Origin of the sequence: Mesorhizobium australicum WSM2073 (genome assembly GCF_000230995.2) — a bacterium.
GTDB classification, from domain to species: Bacteria; Pseudomonadota; Alphaproteobacteria; order Rhizobiales; family Rhizobiaceae; genus Mesorhizobium; species Mesorhizobium australicum.
The window spans coordinates 1215723-1237920 of record NC_019973.1; the positions used below are offsets into that span (position 1 = coordinate 1215723).

Genomic DNA, 22198 nt, shown 5'->3' on the forward strand with positions numbered 1-22198 from the left:
TGGCGAAAGCGGTGATGAAAGCTCCCCTCTCCCCGTCTCTATACGGGGAGAGGATGCCGGCAGGCAGGTGAGGGGCGGCGCCGACGCCGGGGAAGAGTTCGAAACCGAGCGCCTGGGAAGAACAGGTCAACTGGCCAACCAGTGCTACTGATGCCAACGCGGTGTAAAATCAGCCGATGCAAAATCGCTTCCTGCCCTACCTCCTGACCTTGCCCAGTCTGTTCCTGGCGGCGGTGGTCATCTTCTGGCCGGTCTGGGACCTGATCCAGATCGCCACGCATGACGTCAATCGCTTTGGTCAGCTGCGCGAGTTCAGCGGTCTTGCCAATTTCGCCGCGCTGGCCGCGGATCCCGACTTCGTCGCCGCGCTCTGGCGCACGGGGCTGTGGACGGTGCTGGTGGTCGGCGGAGCGCTGCTGCTCTCGGTCCCGGTGGCGATGATCCTCAACACCGATTTCTATGGGCGTGGCCTTGCCCGCGTCATCATCATGCTGCCTTGGGCAGTGTCGCTGACCATGACGGCCGTGGTCTGGCGCTGGGCGCTGAGCGGTGAAAGCGGCATGCTGAATTCGGCGCTGATCGGACTTGGCCTGATCGACCACAACATCCAGTGGCTTGCGAGCGCCGAGACGGCGTTTCCGATGCAGGTGCTGATCGGCATATTGGTGACGGTGCCGTTCACCACGACGATCTTTCTCGGCGGCCTGTCGTCGATCCCGGACGATCTCTACGAGGCGGCGGCGCTCGAAGGGGCAACGCCGCTGCAGCAGTTCCGCGAGATCACCTTTCCGCTCCTGAAACCCTTCATCAACATCGCCATCGTGCTCAACACCATCTACGTCTTCAACTCGTTCCCGATCATCTGGGTGATGACGCAGGGCGGGCCGGCCAACTCGACCGACATACTGGTCACCCACCTCTACAAGCTGGCATTCCGTATCGGCAAACTCGGCGAGGCGTCGGCGGTCTCGCTGGTGATGTTCGCCATATTGCTGATCTTCACCATGATCTATGTGCGCCTTGCCATGCGGGAGCAACGCGCATGAAGGCCAAGCTGAAGCGCACCATCATCGCCTGGCTGCTGCTGGCGCCCTTGATCGTGGTGACGATCTTTCCCTTCGCGGTGATGTTCCTGACAGCGGTCAAGCCGCGTACCGAAGTGCTGACGCCGACATGGTGGCCGAGCGAGTTCCGGTGGTCGAATTTTGCCGACATGTGGGTGGCGACAGGCTTCGGCCGGGCGCTGGCCAATTCGCTCTATGTGTCTGTCATCGCCACCGTTGGCGCCATCCTCATATCCGTCCCGGCGGCCTATGCCATGTCGCGCTTCCGCTTTGCCGGCTATGGAGCGTTCCGCCAGTTCCTGCTGATCTCACAGATGATCTCGCCGATCGTGCTGGTGCTCGGCCTGTTCCGGCTGATGGCTGCCTGGGGACTGGTCGAATCGACCACCGCGCTCGGCTTCATCTATATGGCCTTCAACGTCGCCTTCACCGTGTGGATGCTGCAGAGCTATTTCGACACCATTCCGCGCGACCTCGAGGAGGCCGCCTGGATGGAAGGCGCCGGCCGCTGGCTGACGCTGCGAAAAGTGTTCCTGCCGCTCTGCCTGCCGGCGATCGCGGTGACGGCGATCTTCACCTTCATCAATGCCTGGAACGAATTCGTCGTGGCGCTCACCATGCTGCGCAGCCAGGAGAGCTATACGCTGCCGATCCAGGTGTTCTCGCTGGTTGCCGGGCGCTACACGATCGAATGGCACCATGTGATGGCGGCGACGCTGCTGGCGACGCTGCCGGTGGCGATCCTGTTCATCTGGCTGCAGCGCTATCTTGTCCGGGGCTTGGCGCTCGGGGCTGTCAAATAGCAATCCCAGCAATTCCAGGAAAAGTGCCCAGCGGTTATCCGTCCGGAATTGCGAAAACAAGAAGTCCACGGAGTTTTCATGCGTATCTTCACCGCCTCGCTGGCGACGGAAACCAACACCTTCTCGCCGGTGCCAACCGACCGGGCCTCTTTCGAGATGGCGTTCTATGCCGGGCCGGGCAAGCATCCGGAAACGCCGACCCTGTGCTCCTCGCCGATGGTGGCGCTGCGCCGCCGCGCGGCCGCCGAAGGCCTGACCGTGATCGAAGGCACCGCCACCTGGGCAGAGCCCGGCGGCCTCGTGCAGCGGCAGACCTATGAGGCGCTCCGCGACGAAATCCTCGGCCAGCTCAAGGCCGCCTTGCCGGTCGATGCCGTCATTCTGGGCCTGCACGGTGCCATGGTGGCGCAAGGCTATGACGACTGCGAGGGCGACCTGCTGGAGCGCGTGCGTGGCATTGTCGGGCCAAGCGTGGTGATTGCCTGCGAGTTCGATCCGCACAGCCATCTGACGCCGAAGCGCGTGGCGGCGTCCGACATCATGGCCTATTTCCTCGAATTCCCGCACACGGATTTCTACGAGCGCGGCGAGCATGTGGTCGCGCTTGGCCTGGCCGCGGCGCGCGGCGAGATCAAGCCGGTCATCTCAACTTTCGACTGCCGCATGATCCAGGTGCTGCCGACCAGCCGCGAACCGATGCGCTCCTTCGTCGACCGCATCAAGGCGCTGCACGGCAAGGACGGCGTGCTGTCGGTCTCGGTCATCCACGGCTTCATGGCCGCCGACGTGCCCGAAATGGGCACGCGCATCCTTGTCGTTACCGACAATGACAAGGCCAAGGGCGATGCGCTGGCGGAGCGGCTTGGACGCGAGCTCTATGCCATGCGCGAAACGACCGCGATGACGATGCTGAGTACGGCCGACGGCATCGATCGGGCGCTGGCCGTGCGCAAGCAAAGACCGGGCAAGCCGGTGGTCATTGCCGATATCTGGGACAACCCCGGCGGCGGCGTTCCCGGCGACGGCACCTTCGTGCTACGCCAGATGCTGGCGCGGGGCCTGGACAAGTTCGGCGTGGCGACGATCTGGGATCCGATCGCGGTGACTTTCTGCCAGGCGGCCGGCGAGGGCGCCGTCATCGACCTGCGTTTCGGCGGCAAGGCCGGCCCGCAGGCGGGCGAACCGATCGATGCACGCGTCAAGGTACTGAAAGCGGTTGCCGAAGGCTGGCAGAGTTTTGGCCCGAGCCGGGTGACATTGGGACCATCAGCGGTGGTGCGCATCGAGGGCACGGAAGTCGATGTGATCCTGAACACTAATCGCACCCAGACCTTCGAGCCGGATGTCTTCTCCAACATCGGCGTCGATCCGCTGTCGAAAGACATATTGCTGATCAAGTCAACAAACCATTTTTACGCCGGCTTCGAGCCGATCGCCGCCGAGATCATCTATGTCGCGGCGCCGAGTTCCTATCCCAGCAATCCGGCGGCGACGAATTACACGAAGCTGACGCGGCCGGTGTGGCCAAGGGTAAAGGATCCTTGGGTCGGCAGCCAAGGACAACGAGGTTAACGTCGGCGCCGACTTCGGCGATTGCCTACACCAATCCGCGCTTGACCATCATCGCTTCCGGCGACGGCATTTTGCCGCGAAACGCCGTGTAGAGCTCTTCCGGATCCTTCGAGCCGCCGGCGGCGTAGATGTTCTTCCTCAGCCGCTCGGCCAGCGCCGGGTTGAAGGGGTCTCCGGTTTCCTCGAAGGCGGCGAAAGCATCGGCGTCCAGCACCTCCGACCACATGTAGGAATAGTAGCCGGCCGAATAGCCCTCGCCGGCGAAGACATGGCCAAAATGCGGGGTGCGATGGCGCATGGCGATCGTATCCGGCATATGCAGCGTCGCAAGCGTTTCGGCCTCGAAACGAAGCGGCTCTTCCGGCGCGTCGGGCCGTGCATGGTAGGCCATGTCCATCAAGGCAGAGGCGGTGAACTCGACGGTGGCGAAGCCGGCGCCGAAGGTGCGCGTGGCCAGCATCTTGTCGAGCAGCGCCTTCGGCATCGGCTTGCCGGTCTTGACATGCAGCGCGTGCTTTTCCAGAACCGCCGGCACCGTCAGCCAGTGCTCGTAGAGCTGCGAGGGCAGTTCGACAAAGTCGCGGCTGACCGAGGTGCCTGACACCGACGGCCAGGTGACGTCGGTCAGCATGCCATGCAGCGCATGGCCGAATTCGTGGAACAAGGTCTTCGCTTCGTCGACCGACAGCAAAGCCGGTTCGCCCGCTGGCGGCTTGGCGAAGTTCATGATGTTGTAGATCACCGGCTTCGAGCCATGGCCAAGCTTGTAACCGGACTTCAGCGCGCTCATCCAGGCGCCGGAGCGTTTTGACGGCCGCGCGAAATAGTCGGCGAGGAACAGGCCGCGCTCACTGCCGTCGGCATTTTTGACCACGAAGACGCGCGCGTCCGGATGCCAGGCGGCGATGCCTTTCTTCTCCTCGAACGTGACGCCGAACAACCGTGTCGCGACGTCGAAGCAGGCGTCAATGACGCGGTCGAGCTGCAGATAGGGTTTCAGCTCCGCTTCGTCGAAAGCGAACTTCTCGGCGCGCAGCTTCTCCTGGTAGAAGCGCCAGTCCCAGGCGGCGAATTTTTCGTTACTGCCGGCCTCGGCCGCCAGACGCTCCAGCTCTTTCTGGTCGGCGGCGGCTTTTTCCAGTGCCCTTTCCCAAACCGGGTCGAGCAGCGCGTGCACCGCCTTCGGTGTCTTGGCCATGGTGTCGTCGAGCTTGAGCGCGGCGAAGGAGGCGTAGCCGAGCAGCTTCGCCTTTTCGGCGCGCAGCTTCAGCATGTCGCGCACCACGGATGTGTTGTCGGACGCACCGCCGTTCTGGCCGCGCATGGTAAAGGCGCGATAGGCGATCTCGCGCAGGTCGCGGCGTTCGGAGAAGGTCGTGAACGGCTCATAGATCGAGCGCGACAGGGTGACGGCGTAGCGGCCCTTCTGGCCGCGCATCTCGGCGGCTTCGGCCATCGAGCTTTTCACGAAATCCGGCAGGCCGATGAGATCGGCCTCGTCGAGGAACAGCGCCCAGTCGCGCTCGTCGGCCAGCACGTTCTGACCGAAAGTCGTGCCGAGCGACGACAGCTCCTCGTTGATTTTGGCCAGCCGCGTCTTGCCGTCGGCGTCGAGCTTGGCGCCGGAACGGACGAAGCCTTTCCAGGTCTTCTCCAGGACGCGCAGCGTCTCGGGATCGAGGTCAAGGCTCTCGCGGCGCTGGTAGAGATCGTCGATGCGGGCAAACAGCTTCTCGTTCATCGAGATGGCCGAGAAGTGCCGCGACATCTTCGGCGAAATGTCACGCTCCAGGGCCTGGATGGTCTCGTTGGTGTGGGCGCCGGCGCGGCACCAGAAGATCGATGAGACATGATCCAGCGCCTCGCCGCCGAGCTCAAGCGCGGCAAGCGTGTTCTCGATGCTCGGCGTATCCTTGTTGCCTGATATCGCGTCGATCTCGGCCTCATGCGCCTTCAGCGCGGCGTCGAAGACGGGAGAAAAATCACCGTCGCCAATATGGGCGAAATCGGGCAGGCCGAGCGGCCCTCGCCACGCGGTCAACGGATGGGCGGCGAGATCGACGGCTTTCGGAGAGGGCATGGAGGGTCTTTCGCTGGCGTCAGGAAGGAGGTGTCACCGATGTAGGGCGCGGTCCGCGGGCCCGCAATATGCCAGTTGGCCGCTCCGCCTCAGTAGCCCTCGCAGTTTTCAGCGATTGCCGCCTGCGAACTGGCGGTGATGCGGTTGTCGCTCACCGCGAAGGTCTCCTGCATCAACATATCATTGTCGGGGAAGTCGTAGCAGGCGATCACGGTGGTGACCCCGCCTTCGGTCTTCTCGATGCGGTGGCGGATCGCGGCTCCCGCAACCGCGCCTTTCCATTCGTCGAGCGAGGCGATGAATTCCTGCTTGCTCTGGACAACGCCGAGGTCGTCGAGCTTGATGCGGACGTCGTCGGCGAGCAGGTCCGCCAGCTCGGTGCGATCGGCGACCAGCAGCGCCGAATACCAGCGGCTTATGATGGCGTGGTCATCGGCGCGAGCGGCAACGATCGCCATCATCAGCGCGGCCGCCGTGAAAACGACCGGCCGGACGCTCATCGCCTGCCGCGCCGTACCGTTCATTCCAGCACCGGCCGCTCGAAATCGCCGGTGTCCTTGTTCATCACCCAGAGCTCGCCGGTCGAAATGTCGAACCAGGCTCCGTGCAGCGACAGCCGACCCTTGCCCTCGAGGATCGAGACGCAGGGAAAGGTCCTGAGATTGGCGAGGGAGTAGCGGATCGAGATGCGCTCCAGGGCCGTCTGGCGTTCCGTCGCCGTCATGAAGGTGCTGGCCGACACCGTCTCGGCGGCCGGCGCGATCAGGCTCATCCACTTGCCGATGAAGTCGCCGGGAGATAGCGGCGCGGAGTTGGTGTCGAGCGCGGCCCGGATGCCGCCGCAGCGGCCGTGGCCCATGACAACGATATTCTTGACCTTGAGGCTCTGCACCGCGAATTCGAGCGCGGCCGAGGTCGAATGGAACTCGCCGTCCGGCTCGTAAGGCGGCACCAGATTGCCGACATTGCGCAGCACGAAGAGTTCGCCGGGGCCGGCGTCGAAGATCGCCTCGGGCGCGGATCGCGAGTCGCAACAGGCGACGATCATGGTCTCGGGCGCCTGGCCTTCGCGGGCGAGCTCGCGATAGCGGCCGCTCTCGGTGAGGTAGCGGCCGTTCATGAAATTGCGGTAGCCGGCGAGGAGGTGTTCGGGAAGATGAGGCATGGGCGGCTAAGGCCTTTCCGGGTTGGAGGCGGCAGCTCGTTGCGGTCGAGGAAAGCCTCTAACGGCAAAAGCCCGTTACGAGCAATGCAGAATTGTAGGAGCTAGCTATAAATGCCATGCGCCAAAGCGGGACGCCCGCTGACATTGTCACGCCCATATAGCGACCGGTATGCCAAAACCGTCAGCGCGAGGCGGGTCGGGAAACGGCTTCGCTTCGCCGCTGGCGATACGGCCGGCAATCAGCATCATCGCCGCGGCGTCCAGAAAATCGTCGGCGGCCGCACCACGTGGCGGCGGTCGGTCGAAGAAATCCATGTCATAGCCGTGCCGGCAAAGCAGCTCCTTGCGCTCCGCCATGCCGGCCGGATTGACGCTGCCCTTGATCTTCTTCGGCAACAGCATGGCCTGATCGCCGTTCAGGCGACAGAAGGCGACTTCCGGATGCGATTCGAAGATGCGGCCGCGCAGTTCGGGCCGCGCGATCAGCAATGTGTCGATCTCGCGGATTTTCGAAAAGATGCCGAAGGCCTGGATGGAAACGCCGCGCGGCGGGTTGGATGTGGCCTTGGCCGCTTCGCTTGCCCTGATATGCGCCGCGTACCAGGCTTCGATCGTGGTGAAGCCGCTGGTGTCGGCATAGAGCGCGGCACGGGACGGAATCGAGAAGACGCTGGACTGGCGAGCGCCAAGCAGCGGCCGCACCAGCGCTTCCGGCCCGCGTCCGCCCTTTTGCGAAAATTCCGGTAGACCGATCGGCATGTCGACGGCGACGATCGCGTCATCGGGGATCGCCGCCAGCAGGGCGGCGAACGAAGGGAAGACATCGACCGAAGGCGCCGTATCCGGGTCACGACGTGTCGAACCGGGTTCGCTCCGCACGGCGATCCAGCCGGCCTTGCAGCCATCGGCGCCGACGAGCACGACCTTGGCCGGGGTCACGCCCGGCGATCCCGCCCCGGATGCGTGAGGTGGCGAAGCTGGACCATGGCCATCGGGTGCGACAGGCTCTGCGCGTCGGTTTCGAGCTGCAGTTCGTCGCCGCCGCGTTTTGCGGTGCGCGCCAGGATTTCGTAGACCGCCGCCGTCGTCGACTGCAGCGCCTTGATCGCCGGCTGGCCGGACAGGATGCGCGCCAGGTAGACCGCTGCCGTCAAGTCGCCAAGGCCGTTCGGCGGCTTGTCGATCAGGCGGTGTTCGGCCAGCAGCGCCTGGGTGCCGTCGAGCAGCAGATTGCCTGTTCCGCCTGACATCATCGACGGTGCCGAGGTGACCAGCATGGTCGATGGTCCGGCGTGGAGTGCGGCCGAGATCACCGATTTCAGATCGGGCAGCGGCGCGCCGGCCATCCATTCCAGCTCATAGCGGTTGGGGGTGGCGATGTCGGCAATCGGCATCAGCCGGTCGCGCATGGCGGCGGCGGTGGGCTCGGGCACGTAGAGGCCGCCGGAATCACCCATCACCGGATCGCAGATATAGACGGCATCGGGCGTCCTCGCCTTGACCGCGGCGACCAGCGAGGCGACCGCCTCGGCCTGGCCGGCCTCGCCGAGATAACCCGACAGCACGGCCCCGACCTCACCCAGCCACGGCGCGCGCTCCAGATCGGCCATCAGCGCCTTGAACTGGTCGAGCGGCGGCACGATGCGGGTCGCGCGGCCATGGCCGGGATGCCAGGGCAGGGTGACCGTAGGTACGGCCCAGACCGGAAAGCCCAGTGTCTCCAGCGCGAAGACGGCCGCGCGGTTGCCGACGGAGCCGCGGGCGACATGGCTGGATATGACGATGACCGCGCGCGGCGCGTCGGCTTTTTCGGCGCTCATTGTCTCTTGATTCCTAGCTGCCCCGGGTGAGGAAAAGCACGAGCCAGACCATCAGGCCCAGCGCCAGAAGCAGGCCGAGTATCCTGCCAACACGCGTGCCCCAGACTTCGATCGGATCCGTGCGATCGGCATCGGCCGCGGAGACGTGGTCGCGCATGCCTTTCGTCGTCCGTGCCACGAAAGAATTGCCGGCCGGATCGGTCTCCTGCGCGACGCGCTGGAGGATACGGCGCGATTCGCTGTCGCTGTCCTGGCGTTTCGCCATGATGATATCCCGTTCTGATCGAACCTTATCGCGTTCACCGGGCCAATCACAGGGCCTTGCGCGGGCACAATTCATGCCGAGCCTGCTTCAGAGGCCGAGGCCGTTTTCTTGCGCGCCGATTGTGGTAATGCTTCGGATGCAACTTCTATCGAGGGATCCCTTCATGCTTGCCCAGCGCCTTGCTCGACCATCGACATTTCGCACGTTGCCCGCCTTCCTGATGATGGCAATCGTGCTGCCGCTGCTTGCCGGCTGCGGCTACAACACGATCCCGACGGCGGAAGAAAACGCCAGGGCGGCATGGAGCGAGGTGTTGAACCAGTATCAGCGCCGCGCCGACCTCATTCCCAATCTGGTCGAGACGGTCAAGGGCTATGCCTCGCATGAAAAGGACACGCTCGACGCCGTCGTCCAAGCGCGCGCCAAGGCGACGCAGATCACGGTGACGCCCGAAACGCTGAAGGATCCGGAAGCCCTCAAGAAGTTTCAGGATGCCCAGGCCGGGCTGACCAGCGCGCTGTCGCGGCTGATCGCGGTGTCGGAAGCCTATCCCGACCTCAAGGCCAACCAGAATTTCCTGGCGCTGCAGGCGCAGCTCGAAGGCACGGAGAACCGCATCGCGGTGGCGCGGCGCGACTACATCCAGGCGGTCAGGGACTACAATTTGACGCTGAAGACCTTCCCGTCGGTACTGTGGGCGACATTCTGGTTCCGCGGCAACGAGCCCTTCGCCAACTTCACCGTCGACGAAGACAAGATGCAGCCGCCGAAGGTCGATTTCGGCACGAAGCAGGGCGGGTGAACGGCGACTGTCCTCGGAACGAATTCCCGAAAAGACGGACCGCCGGCGTGCAAACACTCCCCTCTGTCCTGCCGGACATCTCCTCCTCAAGGGGGGCGCTACGGAACGCCCACCTTTCCTTTCTTGGCCTTCTTGCCGGCATCCTCTTCCTCCCGTTCGCCGCCTTCGCCGCCGATCTTCCGGCGCTGACCGGCCGCGTCGTCGACAATGCCGGCATCATCGATGCCGGCACACGTGCGGCGCTGACCCAAAAACTCGCCGACTTCGAGACCAAGGGCTCGGACCAGATCGTCGTCGCCACCATTCCCAGCCTCGGCGGCGAGGAGATCGAGCCCTACGCCAACCGGCTGTTCCGCTTCTGGAAGCTCGGCCAGGCCAAGGAGAACAACGGCGTCCTGCTTTTGGTCGCGCCAAACGACCGCAAGATGCGCATCGAGGTCGGGTACGGGTTGGAAGGCACGCTGACCGACCTGCACACCAAGCTGATCATCGAGAACGACATGGTGCCGGCCTTCCGCGCCGGCGATTTCCCGGGCGGCATCTCCAAGGCCGTCGACGACATGATCATGGTGCTGGAGGGCAATCCGGAAGAACTGGAAGCGCGCGGCAAGCGCAACGAGCAGGCACCATTCAATTCCGACGACCTGTTCTTCGCCATTTTTATCGGCATCTGGGCGATCATTTTCTTCGGCAGCATCGCGGCCTCGGTCCTGCCGCCGATCTTCGGCCAGAAACTCGGGCCCGGACGCTATCGCTGGCTCGGCATGACCTTCGAGCCGCACCGGCGATCATCGTCCGGCGGCTGGTCGTCCGGCGGCGGCGGTTGGTCCTCCGGCGGAGGGTCCTCCGGTGGCGGTTTTTCGGGCGGCGGCGGTTCGTCCGGCGGCGGCGGCTCCTCGGGAGGCTGGTAAGGCCATGGCCAGAGCTGCCGTCCCTTCAATGCCCGGCCAATGCGCTTCGCGGCTGCGCCTGGCCTTAATCATCCTGGCGTCTCTGCTGCTTGCCTCGATCGCCGCCGTGGCCGCCGACCTTCCGGCTCTCACCGGCCGCGTGGTCGACAATGCCGGCATCATCGATGCCGGCACACGTGCCGCGCTGACGCAGAAGCTGGCGGACTTCGAAACCAAGGGCTCCGACCAGATCGTCGTCGCCACCATTCCCAGCCTCGGCGGCGAGGAGATCGAGCCCTACGCCAACCGGCTGTTCCGCTTCTGGAAGCTCGGCCAGGCCAAGGAGAATAACGGTGTCCTGCTTATGGTCGCGCCAAACGACCGCAAGATGCGCATCGAAGTCGGCTATGGACTGGAAGGCACGCTGACCGACCTGCACACCAAGTTGATCATCGAGAACGACATGGTGCCGGCCTTCCGCGCCGGCGATTTCTCCGGCGGCATCTCCAAGGCCGTCGACGACATGATCATGGTGCTGAACGGCAATCCGGAGGACTTGGAGGCGCGCGGCCGGCGCAATCCCGCCGACAGCAGCACCCCCATGGATCCGGTCGTCGCGGTGTTCCTGATCCTGTGGGCGACGATGTTCTTCGGTGGCCTGGCAATGGCCTTCCTGCCGCCGATGTTCGGCACAAAGCTGTCGCCGGGCGTGTATCGATGGCTGGGTATGACGTTTCGTTATGGCCAGGGTGCGGGCGGATCATCCGGAACCAGCGGCTGGACGACAAGGTCGTCGGGCGGCGGCTGGTCCTCGGGTGGTTCCGGCAGTGGCTGGTCGTCGGGGTCAAGCAATGGCGGCGGGTTTTCCGGTGGCGGCGGCTCGTCCGGCGGTGGCGGTTCTTCAGGAAGCTGGTGAGACAAGATCATGGCGACACGACCGATCAGCCCGCAGGATCATGAGCGCATCGCCGCTGCGATCCGCGCCGCCGAAGCGCAAACCGACGGCGAGATCTACTGCGTCGTGGCGCATGCCAGCGATGGCTACTTAGCTCCCGCAGCCTTGATGGCGACCCTCGGCATGCTGGTCGTCAGCCTCGCGGTCGCCTATGGGCTGGAGGCCTGGTGGCTCACCATCCGCCTGCCACATTTCGTCATCGCTCAGTTGCTGGCCATGGCCTGCGTGCTGGCCCTGTTGTGGACGCTGCCCGGCCTGCGCATCCATATGGTGCCGCGTCGGCTGCGCTATCAGGCTGCGCACGCCAATGCGGTCAAGCAGTTCCTCGCCCGCAACGTCCACCGCACCACGGCGCGCACCGGCGTGCTGATCTTCGTCTCGATCGCCGAGCGCTACGCAGAAGTGGTCGCCGATTCGGGCATCGACGCCAAGGTCGGCCAGCATGTCTGGGACGGCGTGGTGCGCGATCTGACCGCGCATGCCGGCCACGATCGGCTTGCCGACGGTTTCGTCAAGGCGATCGAGGGGGTCGGGGCCGTGCTGGCCGAGCATTTTCCGGTTACTTCGGGCGATACCAACGAGCTCGACGACCATCTGGTCGAAATCTGAAAAGCCCTACCTGCAAACGCTACTCAGCCGGACGCCTGACGCGGCTTTGTGCGCTTCCGATGCCCACGGACCTAAAAGTCCGCTGGGTTTCGGTACTCGAAAGCCGCGCCATCCGCCTCGGCTGAGCGCGTTTTCAGGCAGGCTTTGGCCAATGTCGGCAGTGTCATGATCGTCTGTGCGAAAGCGGACCATCGGCCGCCGGGACTCTTGCAATCGGGCGATGCGGGTTTATGGTTAACAAATCATGAATACGCTGACGATCGACATTCGGAAGGCAGACCCGCGCGATGCCGGCGCCATCGCCGAAGTGCACCTCGAGGCTTGGCGCGGCGCGTATAGCGGAATCATTCCGCACCGCACGCTGACATCTATGATCAACCGTCGCGGAAGCGACTGGTGGGCCAACGCTATCCGCCGCGCCGCCACCGTCCTGGTCGTCGAGATCGGCGGCACGATCGCCGGCTACGCGACGATCGGCAAGAACCGCGCCAAGGAACTCAAGCAGCAGGGCGAGATCTACGAATTGTACCTGCGCCCGGAATATCAGGGCATCGGGCTCGGCAGGCGGCTGTTTTCGGCGGCCAGGGCACGTCTCGCCGACCATGGGCTGAAAGGCATGGTGGTGTGGGCGCTGGAAGACAATCAGAACGCACTTGCCTTCTATGCCGGGGCCGGCGGCCGCGACATCGCCGAAGGGGTCGAGATTTTCGAGCAGAAGGCGCTGAAGAAGGTCGCCTTCGTCTGGGAGTGACCGCCTGGGGATAATCGCGGAAGGTGTGGTCCCGGGCTCACGCACATCACGACCTTGAAACATCTTGTGCCGATGATTGAACGGGTCGACCGCCATCGCGTCTCGCCGGACGCCTGTAAGCACCATTCGCCGCATTGCACCATTTTGCGCCGCCCGCTATCTCCTGCCGACCGAGAGAGGGACAAAAGACATGCGCATCGAAGCTATAGCCACCGGAAAGAATCCGCCTGAGGACGTCAATGTCATCATCGAGGTGCCGATCGGCGGCGAGCCGATCAAGTACGAGATGGACAAGGAGGCCGGCACGCTGTTCGTCGACCGCTTCCTGCACACCTCGATGCGCTACCCCGGCAATTACGGTTTCGTGCCGCACACGCTGTCGGGCGACGGCGACCCGATTGACGTGCTGATCTGCAACACGCGCGCCTTGGTGCCGGGCTGCGTGATCAACGTGCGGCCGATCGGCGTGCTGATCATGGAAGACAATGCCGGCCAGGATGAAAAGATCATCGCGGTGCCGTCACCGAAGCTGACACTGCGCTACGAGAACGTCACCGAATACACGCAGCTGCCCGACATCACGCGCCAGCAGGTGCAGCACTTCTTCGAGCACTACAAGGATCTGGAACCCGGCAAATGGGTCAAGATCGAGGGCTGGCATGATTCCAAATACGCCAAGAGGATGATCATGGACGCGATCGACCGGGCGAAGGCGAGCAAGTAGCTCGAGCGGTCAGTTATCGACCCGGCCGAAAGCCGGCACGTCGCCAATCACCACGCGCTTGTCCTTGCCGCAGGCGAAGCCTTTCGCCTTCTCGTCGGCGATCTTGCGCGCCTGGTCGTTGGCGGCGGGGTTGCCGGTGGCCAACACCAGGCCGACGGTGCAGCCGTCCCGGGCGTCCATCTGGGCGACCTTGGCGACGAGCAGCACCTCGGTCTTCTTGGTCTCGTCCTCGCCATTGCTGATCGAGCGGCGGTGGATGACCGCGAACGGCACGGCTTTGTCGCCATTGGTTTCGACGCGCCACTCGACCTTGGCTCCGGACGAATTCAAGGCGGAAAAACTTTCCCAGGTGGACGTCATGTCGCCGCCGGGCGGAAAACCATAGAACAGCGATTCGCGGGCGTCGTCATATCCGACCAGCACGGGATAGCCGCGATAGCCGGAGCAGGCGAGGTCGGCCCAGTCGCCGTCGCCCTGCTCGGCCTGCGCATAGGTCACGCAGTCCTTCTTCCAGTCGAGGTCGGTGTAGGTGCTGGAAATGTCGCCGGCCTGTGCCGCCTGGCAAAGGCCGGCCAAGGTGAGCGGGATCAATAGGCTGCGCATGGCGGAGATCTCAGTTGGAGGTCTTCCCAGCGTATCGCCAATCGCTATTTCTTCAAGCTGGCTTCGATCAGCAGGTCGGCGTTGCGGGCAACCGACTGCGCGGGGCCGCCGAGGCCGAACAGTTGGCCGCTGATATAGGCGCCTTCGATAAGCAGCAGCAACCCGTCGCCCAGCGTGTCGGGGTCTTGCGCGCCCATCGCAGCCGCCATGGCGCGCAGGCGGCGGCGCAATTCCTGCTTGTTGGCCTCGCTGACGACGCGAGCCGGATGGCTGTGGTCGGGATATTCGACCGCCGCATTGGTCATGCCGCAGCCGCGATAGTCCGCCACTTGCGTTCGCTTGCCGATACGGGTCAGGAAAGCCTTGATCTGAGCGCGCGGGTCGCCGGGGTTGGCGGCGACGGCCTCGTCGAAACGCTCCCAATATTCAAGATCGTATTGCCTGAGGTAGGAGGCGGCCAGCTCGTCCTTGGAGGGAAAGCTGCGATAGAGGCTTGGCTTGGTGACGCCGGCACGCTTGACGATTTCGTCGACGCCGATCGCCCGGATACCGCGCCGGTAGAATAGGTCATAGGCCACGTCGAGGATCTTCTTGGCGGCCTTCGGTGGCGCCGACGCATGGCCGTCGCTGATGGTCAGTTCAATATTTTTGTCGCTTGGCATCATGGGACTCGATTGACAATGTTACCGATCGGTACGTATACATGCTCCCATCTTGCAACGTACCGGTCAGTAACATGATAGCTCAATCCCGTCCCTTTGGCCAGCGCTACGCTTTCGTGGTGGTGGGCGTCATCTTCCTCTGCCTGCTGATCGCGGCCGGCCTGCGCTCGGCGCCTTCCGTCATGATGCTGCCGCTCGAAAACAGCTTCGGCTGGCGGCGCGACGTCATTTCGCTGGCCGCGGGCGTCGGCATCCTGCTCTATGGGCTGACCGGTCCGTTCGCCGCCGCGCTCATGGAGCGCATCGGGCTGCGCCGCACGCTGCTGGCGTCGCTGGTGGTGATGTCGGCTTCGACCACGCTCAGCCTGCTGATGACCAAGCCATGGCATCTGTTCATCACCTGGGGCGTTTTTTCCGGCATCGGATCCGGCGCTGTCGCCAGCGTCCTTGGCGCCACCATCGTCAACCGCTGGTTCAAGACCAATCGCGGTCTTGTCATGGGGCTGATGTCGGCCTCCAGCGCCACCGGCATGCTGATTTTCCTGCCGCTCATCGCCTCGCTCGCCCAGTCAGGCGGCTGGCAGCCTGTCGTCATCGCTGTCGCGATCGCCACCGCGGCGTTGATCCCTCTGGTCTGGTTGCTGGTGCCGGAGCGCCCGGCCTCGATCGGCATGGTGCGTTATGGGGCCCAGGCGGATGATGTGCCGCCGACTTCGCCCGCATCACAAGGCAATTTCCTGGCGCATACGCTCAGCACGCTGCGCCGCGCCGCCGGCACGCGGGTTTTCTGGTACCTGTTCGCCACTTTCTTCGTCTGTGGCTTCACCACCAACGGGCTGGTCGGCACGCATTTGATCGCCTTCTGCGGCGACATGGGCATCGGCGAGGTGCAGGCCGCCGGCCTGTTGTCTATGATGGGCATTTTCGACCTGATCGGCACCACGCTGTCCGGCTGGCTCACCGACCGCTACGACCCGCGCAAGCTGCTCGGCGTCTACTATGCCATTCGTGGCCTGTCGCTGATCTATTTGCCCTATTCCGGCTTCTCGGCAACCAGCCTGATCATCTTCGCGGTGCTCTATGGTCTCGACTGGATCGCCACCGTGCCGCCGACTTTAAGGCTCGCCAACGAGGCCTTCGGCGACCGCAGCGGGCCGATCGTGTTCGGCTGGATCGTGGCCGGCCATCAGGTGGGTGCCGCCGCCGCCGCTGCCTTCGGCGGCACCATGCGCGAACTGCAGGGCAACTACGAACTGGCGTTCCTGATTGCCGGCATGACGGCGATCGCGGCGGCTTGTATTTCGCTCCTGATCAACACCAGCCGGCCGGCCTTCGATCCCGAACCGCAGGCGGCTTGAGGCGCGTCGATAATTCAGGTGAGGCCGGCCTGCAAACGGCGGATTCCTGCGCTTCTCAGTTCTACTGCGTCGCAGTAGAACTGAGCTCACGTACAAAATGTACGCTCCGCTCGGATCTCGAAAACCACTATTTTCGGCCCGGCCTGACCTGAATCTCAACACACCTCGGCGTGTAAGAACGGGCGCGAACGATCAGTCGGGGTAGCAGACCATTGGAATGTTGGGCCAGACCGCCGCGTCGCAGTTGGCGCTCGCCTGTCTCTGCTTGAAGGCGGCACTGACCGGCCCGGTCACCACGGGGTCGACGCCGTCGGGCGCGTCGGCAAAGGCCTGCTGCGCGGAAGGCGCATCGGCCGGCATGGCCGGCCGCGTTTCCTTCAGCGTCGCGGCCGACTGCGCGGCGTTGGCCGCCAGCAGCATCGCAAAGGCGGCGGAAGCGATAAGCGGCCAAAATCGGTTGAGTCTATCGGTCATGACGTTCGAACTGTCCGGGCCCTGAAAAGGTTCCCGCCTTGGTTAACAAAATCATTTCACACGCAGATGCTTAAGATTTGATGAGTATTTGGTATCGCGCGTCCCCTTTCGCAACTGCGAAAAACCCTGTATGAGCCGCGCAACCGAAAGAGGCAGCGCCTTTGGCCTGCTGCCTGCAACGCTTCCGAGACCAGAATCATGAACCTCCGTAATATCGCGATCATCGCGCACGTCGACCATGGAAAGACCACCCTGGTCGACCAGCTTTTGAAACAGTCCGGCTCCTTCCGCGACAACCAGCGCGTCGCCGAGCGCGCCATGGATTCCAACGATCTCGAAAAGGAACGCGGCATCACCATCCTGGCCAAGGCGACCTCGGTCGACTGGAAGGACACGCGCATCAACATCGTCGACACGCCCGGCCACGCCGATTTCGGTGGTGAGGTCGAGCGCATCCTGTCGATGGTGGATTCGGCCATCGTGCTGGTCGACGCCGCCGAAGGCCCGATGCCGCAGACCAAGTTCGTCGTCGGCAAGGCGCTCAAGGTCGGCTTGAGACCGATCGTCGTCATCAACAAGATCGACCGGCCGGACGCGCGCCATGTCGAGGTGGTCAACGAGGTGTTCGACCTGTTCGCCGCGCTCGACGCCACCGACGAGCAGCTCGACTTCCCGATCCTCTATGGTTCCGGCCGCGACGGCTGGGTGTCGGAAAATCCGGAAGGCCCGAAGGACCAGCAGCTTGCACCGCTGTTCGACCTCGTCATCAAGCATGTGCCGGCGCCGACCGTTCATCCCGGCCCGTTCCGCATGATCGGCACCATCCTGGAAGCAAACCCGTTCCTCGGCCGCATCATCACCGGCCGCATCGAGAGCGGCACGCTGAAGTCTAACCAGGCGGTCAAGGTGCTGCACAATGACGGCACCCAGATCGAGACCGGCCGCATTTCAAAGATTCTCGCTTTCCGCGGCCTTGAGCGTCAGCCGATCGAAGAAGCGCAGGCGGGTGACATCGTCGCCATCGCCGGCCTGTCCAAGGGCACCGTCGCCGACACGTTCTGCGACCTGGCGGTGACCGAGGCGCTGCATGCACAGCCGATCGATCCGCCGACCGTGACCATGTCCTTCCTCGTCAACGACAGCCCGTTGGCTGGCACCGAAGGCGACAAGGTGACCAGTCGCGTCATCCGTGACCGTCTGCTGCGCGAGGCCGAAGGCAATGTCGCGCTGAAAATTGAAGAATCGCCCGACAAGGATTCGTTCTTCGTTTCCGGCCGCGGCGAATTGCAGCTCGCCGTCCTGATCGAGACCATGCGCCGCGAAGGTTTCGAGATCGCCGTCTCGCGTCCGCGCGTCGTCATGCAGAAGGGCGAGAATGGCGAATTGCTGGAGCCGGTCGAGGAAGTCGTCATCGACGTCGACGAGGAGCATGCCGGTGTCGTTGTGCAGAAGATGTCGGAACGCAAGGCCGAAATGGTCGAGCTGCGTCCCTCGGGCGGCAACCGCCAGCGCATCGTCTTCCACGCGCCGACGCGCGGCCTGATCGGCTACCAGTCGGAACTGTTGACCGATACGCGCGGCACCGCCGTGATGAACCGTCTGTTCCATGCCTACGAGCCCTACAAGGGCGAGTTGCCTGGTCGCACCAACGGCGTGCTGATCTCCAACGAACAGGGCGAATCGGTGGCTTACGCCATGTGGAACCTTGAAGATCGCGGTCCGATGGTCATCGATCCCGGCGTCAAGGTCTATCAGGGCATGATCATCGGCATCCACAGCCGGGACAACGATCTCGAAGTGAACGTGCTGAAGGGCAAGAAGCTGACCAACATCCGCGCCGCCGGCAAGGACGAGGCGGTCAAGCTCACCCCGCCGATCCGCATGACGCTGGAGCGCGCGCTGGCCTGGATCCAGGACGACGAACTGGTCGAGGTGACGCCGAAGACCATTCGCCTGCGCAAACTCTATCTCGACCCGAACGAGCGCAAGCGTTTCGAGAAGTCGTCGAAGGCGGTCGGCGCGGCGTAAAGTTTCCCTTTCCGAGAGTTTGAGAGGGCGGAGCACTTGTTCTCCGCCCTCTTTCGTTCATCCACCAGCGGCCGAGATGATGGTCCGCCGGTCGGGCTCGCTGGCGAGATCGATGCGGATTGTCGCTCCCTCTCGGACCGGTTTGCGCAGGGCCTTTGCTCCATCCGGCTCGATGGTCAGCAGCCTCCGCTCGTCCAGTGCGTGAAGGCGCGACCGCGAGATGCCGAGTTCGTTGGCAAGCAGCCGGTCGAGCCTCAACGATACCGGTATTTCCAGACCAAGCCGGAGATCCAGCACCGTCGCGCCTTGCTTAATCCCGCCGATCACCTGCTTGCGCACGACGGCGTCGGGGAACTCTTCGACGCGTCCCACCTGGTTGCGCAGGGCGACGATGTCGAAGGCATGGCTCCGGACCAGTGCCGGATCATTGCTTTCGAGCGCCGCCAGCAGTGCCGGCGCGATATCGCGCCGGTTGCAGCGCTCGAAAATGCCGAAATTCCAGGAATTGTCGCAGTCGACGCAGCGATAGATCAGCCACGCGTCGATGCGCTTGCCGTTGGCGTTGACGCGGAATTTCTCGCTGCAGCGGTAGGCTTTCACGAAGCCACAGCGATTGCAGTTGATCAGGGGTCGTGGTGCGATTTCAGGCGCGATCGTCCAGTGGACGCGCAGGGCCGATGACATGCCGGTAAGTCCTTCCCGTTGGGAAGTTCATCCGGTCGGCGCTATCGAGATGCCCATGCGGGCGCGGCGTGGCGGGCGGCTGCGGAGATTGTGACGTCAGGTGTCGCTGGCGGTAAGCCGAGCGACAGCGGTTCAGCAGTGCCAAACCGGTCTCGAACCGCCGCCCAGAGGAACACATCAAAAAAACAAACAGGCACCGCTGATGCGGCGCCATGCAGGTGTGTCGGGGGAGTTGACGAGACCGGTGGTTACTGGGGCAAAGTGAAGCTCGAAATTGTTTCGCGGCGGCCCTTCTAGCGGCGTGACGCTGGGGCTGCAAGGGGCTCCGCAAGTCACGCTGAGGGGGTCAGCGCCCATGGCTCATATTGTCTTGCCTTTGCCAGAGACGCAGCTGTCGGGTTATTGTGATTGATGAAGCCCTGACGCGGAGACCCTCGCCATGCACCTCGCCTCGCTGCTGATTTTCGCCGCCGCCTTGTTCGTGGCCGCCGGTTCGCCTGGCCCATCGATCGCGGCGCTTGTCGCGCGCGTTATCTCGAAGGGGTTTCGCGATGTGTTTCCGTTCCTGCTTGCCATGTGGATTGGCGAAGGCATCTGGCTGTCGCTGGCGGTGTTTGGGCTGGCCGTGGTGGCGCAGACCTTCCATCTCGCTTTCGTCGTTGTGAAATGGATCGGCGTTCTCTACCTGGCCTATCTCGCCTGGAAGATGTGGACGGCGCCTGTCGACGCCAAGGAGGGCGAGATGCCGCGTGAGGATTCGGCCGGCAAGCTTTTTTTCGCCGGCATGGCCGTCACGCTCGGCAATCCCAAGATCATGATGTTTTACCTGGCGCTGTTGCCGACCATCATCGACCTCGCTTCGGTCAGTCTCGTCGGCTGGGTCGAACTGACGGCGACCATGGCGGTGGTGCTGATCGCCATCGATCTCGCCTGGGTGCTCGCCGCCTCGCAGGCGCGCAAGCTCCTCAGGAGCAAGCGCGCCATGAAGATCGCCAACCGCGTCAGCGCCACGACGATGGCCGGTGCGGCGGCGGCCATCGCGGCGCGGTAAGGCTATCTGGGCAAGACGCCGGCCGCAGGCATGGCGGCCGCCTTCGGCGCCTGCGGTCCGCCGGAATAGAATTTCGAGGCCGGGTTCTCCTGCATGAAATCGTAGGCGACCATGCCGAGCGGCCGCTTTTGCCGTTCCGATGCCGCCTGGTGCCAGGGGATCACCTGGCGCAGCGCCTCGAGCGCCGCGGTTGGCGCCTCGCCGAATTTCCGCTGCGGGTTCTGCGCCTTGCGGATTTCCATCCAATAGCTTGCCGTCAACAGGTCCTGCGCCAAGAGATGGAAGGATATGTCGACCGCCTCGCGGGCGCGTTGCGTCTTGATGCGGGTCTGCCCTTCCAGGTCCTCGACGGTGGCGACGATCGCCTGGCCATTCGGCGTCACCGGCGTGCCGAGGTCGGCCAGTTCCTGCCAGAGATCGGTCGGCAGATAGCCGTCGAAGGTCGGGATGTCCTTGCGCTCGTCGGGCTTCAGCGCATCGGTCGGCTTGATCACGGTGAAGAAGGGATTGCGGAAGCGCTCGATGCGCTGCGCCACCGCGACACCGAGATTGGTGAGAGAGATGGTGAAAGCCTCGACCTGATTGGCCATGGGATAGGGATCCCAGTTGGCGTTGGAGAAGATGTAGCCGGACTTGCCGCCGCTCAGCGGCCCGCCCTTGATGTAATATTTCATGAATTGCGGCGTGCTCAGCTCCGGCGAACTCTGCGGCGTCAGGCCCGGCAGCACGGCCGGATTGTGATCCGACGAATTGATGGAGAGCAGCACGGATTGGCGCAGATCCGCCCAGGCCTGCCAGGCCGAGCCCTGGCGCTGGCTGGAGGCGCGCATGCTTTCCGGATCCTGGATGATGCGGGCCTGATCCTCGTCGAAGAGATAGCTGCCCTTGATCATGTCCATGACCCGCGCGGCATCCCATGTCAGCCACGGGTAAGGCCGCATGGATTGCACGGGTGCCGAAATCGGCGTCACGCTGGAATTCATGCCGTTCAGCCCCATGGCGTAGCTGAGGTCGGTCCACTCCAGCAGTTTTCGCGCGTCCTCCAGCAAAAGCACGGCCTGTGCCTGTGCGTAGGCGTTGGTGCTGATCAGCGCGGCCTGGTCTGCGGCGAAAGGCTCGAGAGGCTTCAGACCGGCCTGCGAAAGGGCCTGTGTGGCCGGCATGCGGACGCCATCGAGATAGGCTTCGCCTTCGCCGACCATGGCCGCGCCGATATTGCCGAGCGTCGCGAGGTCGCCTTCGCCGAGCGTGCCGCGCGATTGCACGACCGGCGTCACCCGCTTGTTCAGCATGTCGACCAGCATATGCGTCAGCTGCGGGCTGGCAGCCTCGTAGGACATGGTGTTGGCGCGGATCGCCATGATGGCGCGTACCAGCGCTTCTTCCTGCAGCTCCGGCCCGTAGCCTCTGTTGACGCCGCCCTTGAAGCGGGCGAGCTGCTGATCCTTGAGCAGCTTACTGTTTTCCGGCGTCGTCGGATCGCCCGAGAAGATCACCGTCTCGCGCTGGTCGCCGGCGCCACGGTTGAACCAGTAGATGGTGACACCTTCGGCAGCACCTTCGAGCAGCAGGCCATAAGCGTCCGCCGAACGTTGCAGCGCCTCGGGACTGAGCTCGACCTTGGCGCCGTTGCGGGCGATGTCGATGACCTGTTCGACGGTCAGGTCATGGCCAGTCAGCGTTATCGTCTTGGCCGCGGCTGTCTCGAAAATGGGCTGGTAGGCTGTCACCGCCTCGAAGGCGTGGGCGGGTGGAGCGGCAAGCGCCAGCGTCATGGTCAGGGCGCGGAGAAAAATCCCGGGTTTGGCAATTGCATCAAGCATAGGGGGACTCCCATT

General features: G+C 63.9%; 23 protein-coding genes. 12 read left to right on the forward strand and 11 right to left on the reverse strand.

Annotation, left to right across the window (positions count from 1 at the left end; translation table 11 throughout):
• Nucleotides 1-176: 176 nt before the first annotated feature.
• From MESAU_RS05765 to MESAU_RS05775, 3 genes are all read left to right on the forward strand, one after another.
• Entirely contained in the window at nt 177-1046 is an 870-nt protein-coding gene (locus tag MESAU_RS05765; RefSeq protein WP_015315118.1) for a carbohydrate ABC transporter permease, read from the forward strand.
• Entirely contained in the window at nt 1043-1867 is an 825-nt protein-coding gene (locus MESAU_RS05770) for a carbohydrate ABC transporter permease (protein ID WP_015315119.1), read from the forward strand. Before MESAU_RS05765 ends, MESAU_RS05770 begins: the two co-directional genes overlap by 4 nt.
• Nucleotides 1868-1945: 78 nt before the next feature.
• The gene (locus tag MESAU_RS05775; RefSeq protein WP_015315120.1) at nt 1946-3439 is read left to right on the forward strand and encodes a M81 family metallopeptidase; all 1494 of its coding nucleotides are present in this window, start codon (nt 1946-1948) and stop codon (nt 3437-3439) included.
• 25 nt (nt 3440-3464) lie between these two features.
• On the opposite strand, the gene MESAU_RS05780 is transcribed toward MESAU_RS05775, so the two are convergent.
• From MESAU_RS05780 to MESAU_RS05805, 6 genes are all read right to left on the reverse strand, one after another.
• The gene (locus MESAU_RS05780) at nt 3465-5519 is read right to left on the reverse strand and encodes a M3 family metallopeptidase (RefSeq protein WP_015315121.1); all 2055 of its coding nucleotides are present in this window, start codon (nt 5517-5519) and stop codon (nt 3465-3467) included.
• A gap of 89 nt (nt 5520-5608) precedes the next feature.
• Nucleotides 5609-6043 (reverse strand): hypothetical protein, encoded by a 435-nt coding sequence (locus tag MESAU_RS05785; RefSeq protein WP_015315122.1) that lies wholly within the window; start codon nt 6041-6043, stop codon nt 5609-5611.
• On the reverse strand, nt 6040-6684 hold the full coding sequence (locus MESAU_RS05790) for a carbonic anhydrase (RefSeq protein WP_015315123.1): 645 nt from the start codon (nt 6682-6684) through the stop codon (nt 6040-6042). The genes MESAU_RS05785 and MESAU_RS05790 overlap by 4 nt, the downstream gene beginning before the upstream one ends.
• 147 nt (nt 6685-6831) lie before the next feature.
• A complete protein-coding gene (locus MESAU_RS05795) occupies nt 6832-7623 on the reverse strand; it encodes a DUF429 domain-containing protein (RefSeq protein ID WP_015315124.1) in 792 nt (263 codons plus the stop codon).
• Complete coding sequence (gene pdxY, locus MESAU_RS05800; protein WP_015315125.1) at nt 7620-8504, reverse strand: pyridoxal kinase PdxY; 885 nt, start codon at nt 8502-8504, stop codon at nt 7620-7622. The genes MESAU_RS05795 and pdxY overlap by 4 nt, the downstream gene beginning before the upstream one ends.
• A gap of 13 nt (nt 8505-8517) precedes the next feature.
• On the reverse strand, nt 8518-8769 hold the full coding sequence (locus MESAU_RS05805; protein WP_015315126.1) for a hypothetical protein: 252 nt from the start codon (nt 8767-8769) through the stop codon (nt 8518-8520).
• A 163-nt stretch (nt 8770-8932) separates the two neighbouring features.
• On the opposite strand from MESAU_RS05805, the gene MESAU_RS05810 reads away from it, so the two are divergent.
• From MESAU_RS05810 to ppa, 6 genes are all read left to right on the forward strand, one after another.
• Complete coding sequence (locus tag MESAU_RS05810) at nt 8933-9571, forward strand: LemA family protein (protein WP_015315127.1); 639 nt, start codon at nt 8933-8935, stop codon at nt 9569-9571.
• Between the two features lie 77 nt (nt 9572-9648).
• Nucleotides 9649-10482, forward strand: a complete 834-nt coding sequence (locus tag MESAU_RS05815) for a TPM domain-containing protein (RefSeq protein ID WP_411908826.1) — start codon at nt 9649-9651, stop codon at nt 10480-10482.
• A 4-nt stretch (nt 10483-10486) separates the two neighbouring features.
• Nucleotides 10487-11377, forward strand: coding sequence for a TPM domain-containing protein (locus MESAU_RS05820; RefSeq protein ID WP_015315129.1), 891 nt, complete (start codon nt 10487-10489; stop codon nt 11375-11377).
• Nucleotides 11378-11386: 9 nt separating this feature from the next.
• A complete protein-coding gene (locus MESAU_RS05825; protein WP_015315130.1) occupies nt 11387-12025 on the forward strand; it encodes a TPM domain-containing protein in 639 nt (212 codons plus the stop codon).
• Between the two features lie 244 nt (nt 12026-12269).
• Nucleotides 12270-12776 carry a GNAT family N-acetyltransferase gene (locus MESAU_RS05830; RefSeq protein WP_015315131.1) on the forward strand — a complete coding sequence of 169 codons (507 nt, stop codon included), beginning with the start codon at nt 12270-12272 and terminating at the stop codon, nt 12774-12776.
• A 190-nt stretch (nt 12777-12966) separates the two neighbouring features.
• Nucleotides 12967-13500, forward strand: coding sequence for an inorganic diphosphatase (gene ppa, locus MESAU_RS05835; protein WP_015315132.1), 534 nt, complete (start codon nt 12967-12969; stop codon nt 13498-13500).
• A 9-nt stretch (nt 13501-13509) separates the two neighbouring features.
• Here ppa and MESAU_RS05840 read toward each other — a convergent pair whose 3' ends face one another.
• Nucleotides 13510-14103 (reverse strand): hypothetical protein, encoded by a 594-nt coding sequence (locus MESAU_RS05840; RefSeq protein WP_015315133.1) that lies wholly within the window; start codon nt 14101-14103, stop codon nt 13510-13512.
• Between the two features lie 44 nt (nt 14104-14147).
• On the reverse strand, nt 14148-14765 hold the full coding sequence (locus MESAU_RS05845) for a TetR/AcrR family transcriptional regulator (protein ID WP_015315134.1): 618 nt from the start codon (nt 14763-14765) through the stop codon (nt 14148-14150).
• A gap of 74 nt (nt 14766-14839) precedes the next feature.
• Between MESAU_RS05845 and MESAU_RS05850 the strand changes: the two genes are divergently transcribed.
• Nucleotides 14840-16123, forward strand: coding sequence for an MFS transporter (locus MESAU_RS05850; protein WP_015315135.1), 1284 nt, complete (start codon nt 14840-14842; stop codon nt 16121-16123).
• Nucleotides 16124-16315: 192 nt separating this feature from the next.
• Here MESAU_RS05850 and MESAU_RS05855 read toward each other — a convergent pair whose 3' ends face one another.
• Nucleotides 16316-16597: a hypothetical protein gene (locus MESAU_RS05855; protein WP_041163296.1), complete on the reverse strand. Its 282-nt coding sequence runs from the start codon at nt 16595-16597 to the stop codon at nt 16316-16318.
• 198 nt (nt 16598-16795) lie between these two features.
• On the opposite strand from MESAU_RS05855, the gene typA reads away from it, so the two are divergent.
• A complete protein-coding gene (gene typA / locus MESAU_RS05860; RefSeq protein ID WP_015315136.1) occupies nt 16796-18625 on the forward strand; it encodes a translational GTPase TypA in 1830 nt (609 codons plus the stop codon).
• 57 nt (nt 18626-18682) lie between these two features.
• Here the strand turns inward: typA and MESAU_RS05865 are convergent, their stop codons facing one another.
• Nucleotides 18683-19309 carry a DUF1062 domain-containing protein gene (locus MESAU_RS05865; protein WP_015315137.1) on the reverse strand — a complete coding sequence of 209 codons (627 nt, stop codon included), beginning with the start codon at nt 19307-19309 and terminating at the stop codon, nt 18683-18685.
• Between the two features lie 439 nt (nt 19310-19748).
• On the opposite strand from MESAU_RS05865, the gene MESAU_RS05870 reads away from it, so the two are divergent.
• The gene (locus tag MESAU_RS05870; protein ID WP_015315138.1) at nt 19749-20360 is read left to right on the forward strand and encodes a LysE family translocator; all 612 of its coding nucleotides are present in this window, start codon (nt 19749-19751) and stop codon (nt 20358-20360) included.
• 2 nt (nt 20361-20362) lie between these two features.
• Here the strand turns inward: MESAU_RS05870 and MESAU_RS05875 are convergent, their stop codons facing one another.
• Complete coding sequence (locus MESAU_RS05875) at nt 20363-22183, reverse strand: aromatic amino acid ammonia-lyase (protein ID WP_015315139.1); 1821 nt, start codon at nt 22181-22183, stop codon at nt 20363-20365.
• Between the last annotated feature and the right edge of the window lie 15 nt (nt 22184-22198).

Excerpts from the sequence above, each read along its gene's own strand:
- MESAU_RS05820 (WP_015315129.1), top strand. The coding sequence starts at position 10,487 with ATGGCCAGAGCTGCCGTCCCTTCAATGCCCGGCCAATGCGCTTCGCGG.
- MESAU_RS05830 (WP_015315131.1), top strand. The coding sequence starts at position 12,270 with ATGAATACGCTGACGATCGACATTCGGAAGGCAGACCCGCGCGATGCC.
- MESAU_RS05805 (WP_015315126.1), bottom strand. The coding sequence starts at position 8,769 with ATGGCGAAACGCCAGGACAGCGACAGCGAATCGCGCCGTATCCTCCAG.
- MESAU_RS05785 (WP_015315122.1), bottom strand. The coding sequence starts at position 6,043 with ATGAACGGTACGGCGCGGCAGGCGATGAGCGTCCGGCCGGTCGTTTTC.
- MESAU_RS05855 (WP_041163296.1), bottom strand. The coding sequence starts at position 16,597 with ATGACCGATAGACTCAACCGATTTTGGCCGCTTATCGCTTCCGCCGCC.
- ppa (WP_015315132.1), top strand. The coding sequence starts at position 12,967 with ATGCGCATCGAAGCTATAGCCACCGGAAAGAATCCGCCTGAGGACGTC.
- MESAU_RS05850 (WP_015315135.1), top strand. The coding sequence starts at position 14,840 with ATGATAGCTCAATCCCGTCCCTTTGGCCAGCGCTACGCTTTCGTGGTG.
- MESAU_RS05875 (WP_015315139.1), bottom strand. The coding sequence starts at position 22,183 with ATGCTTGATGCAATTGCCAAACCCGGGATTTTTCTCCGCGCCCTGACC.
- pdxY (WP_015315125.1), bottom strand. The coding sequence starts at position 8,504 with ATGAGCGCCGAAAAAGCCGACGCGCCGCGCGCGGTCATCGTCATATCC.
- MESAU_RS05810 (WP_015315127.1), top strand. The coding sequence starts at position 8,933 with ATGCTTGCCCAGCGCCTTGCTCGACCATCGACATTTCGCACGTTGCCC.
- MESAU_RS05870 (WP_015315138.1), top strand. The coding sequence starts at position 19,749 with ATGCACCTCGCCTCGCTGCTGATTTTCGCCGCCGCCTTGTTCGTGGCC.
- MESAU_RS05825 (WP_015315130.1), top strand. The coding sequence starts at position 11,387 with ATGGCGACACGACCGATCAGCCCGCAGGATCATGAGCGCATCGCCGCT.
- MESAU_RS05840 (WP_015315133.1), bottom strand. The coding sequence starts at position 14,103 with ATGCGCAGCCTATTGATCCCGCTCACCTTGGCCGGCCTTTGCCAGGCG.
- MESAU_RS05865 (WP_015315137.1), bottom strand. The coding sequence starts at position 19,309 with ATGTCATCGGCCCTGCGCGTCCACTGGACGATCGCGCCTGAAATCGCA.
- MESAU_RS05780 (WP_015315121.1), bottom strand. The coding sequence starts at position 5,519 with ATGCCCTCTCCGAAAGCCGTCGATCTCGCCGCCCATCCGTTGACCGCG.
- MESAU_RS05765 (WP_015315118.1), top strand. The coding sequence starts at position 177 with ATGCAAAATCGCTTCCTGCCCTACCTCCTGACCTTGCCCAGTCTGTTC.
- MESAU_RS05845 (WP_015315134.1), bottom strand. The coding sequence starts at position 14,765 with ATGCCAAGCGACAAAAATATTGAACTGACCATCAGCGACGGCCATGCG.
- MESAU_RS05790 (WP_015315123.1), bottom strand. The coding sequence starts at position 6,684 with ATGCCTCATCTTCCCGAACACCTCCTCGCCGGCTACCGCAATTTCATG.
- typA (WP_015315136.1), top strand. The coding sequence starts at position 16,796 with ATGAACCTCCGTAATATCGCGATCATCGCGCACGTCGACCATGGAAAG.
- MESAU_RS05770 (WP_015315119.1), top strand. The coding sequence starts at position 1,043 with ATGAAGGCCAAGCTGAAGCGCACCATCATCGCCTGGCTGCTGCTGGCG.
- MESAU_RS05775 (WP_015315120.1), top strand. The coding sequence starts at position 1,946 with ATGCGTATCTTCACCGCCTCGCTGGCGACGGAAACCAACACCTTCTCG.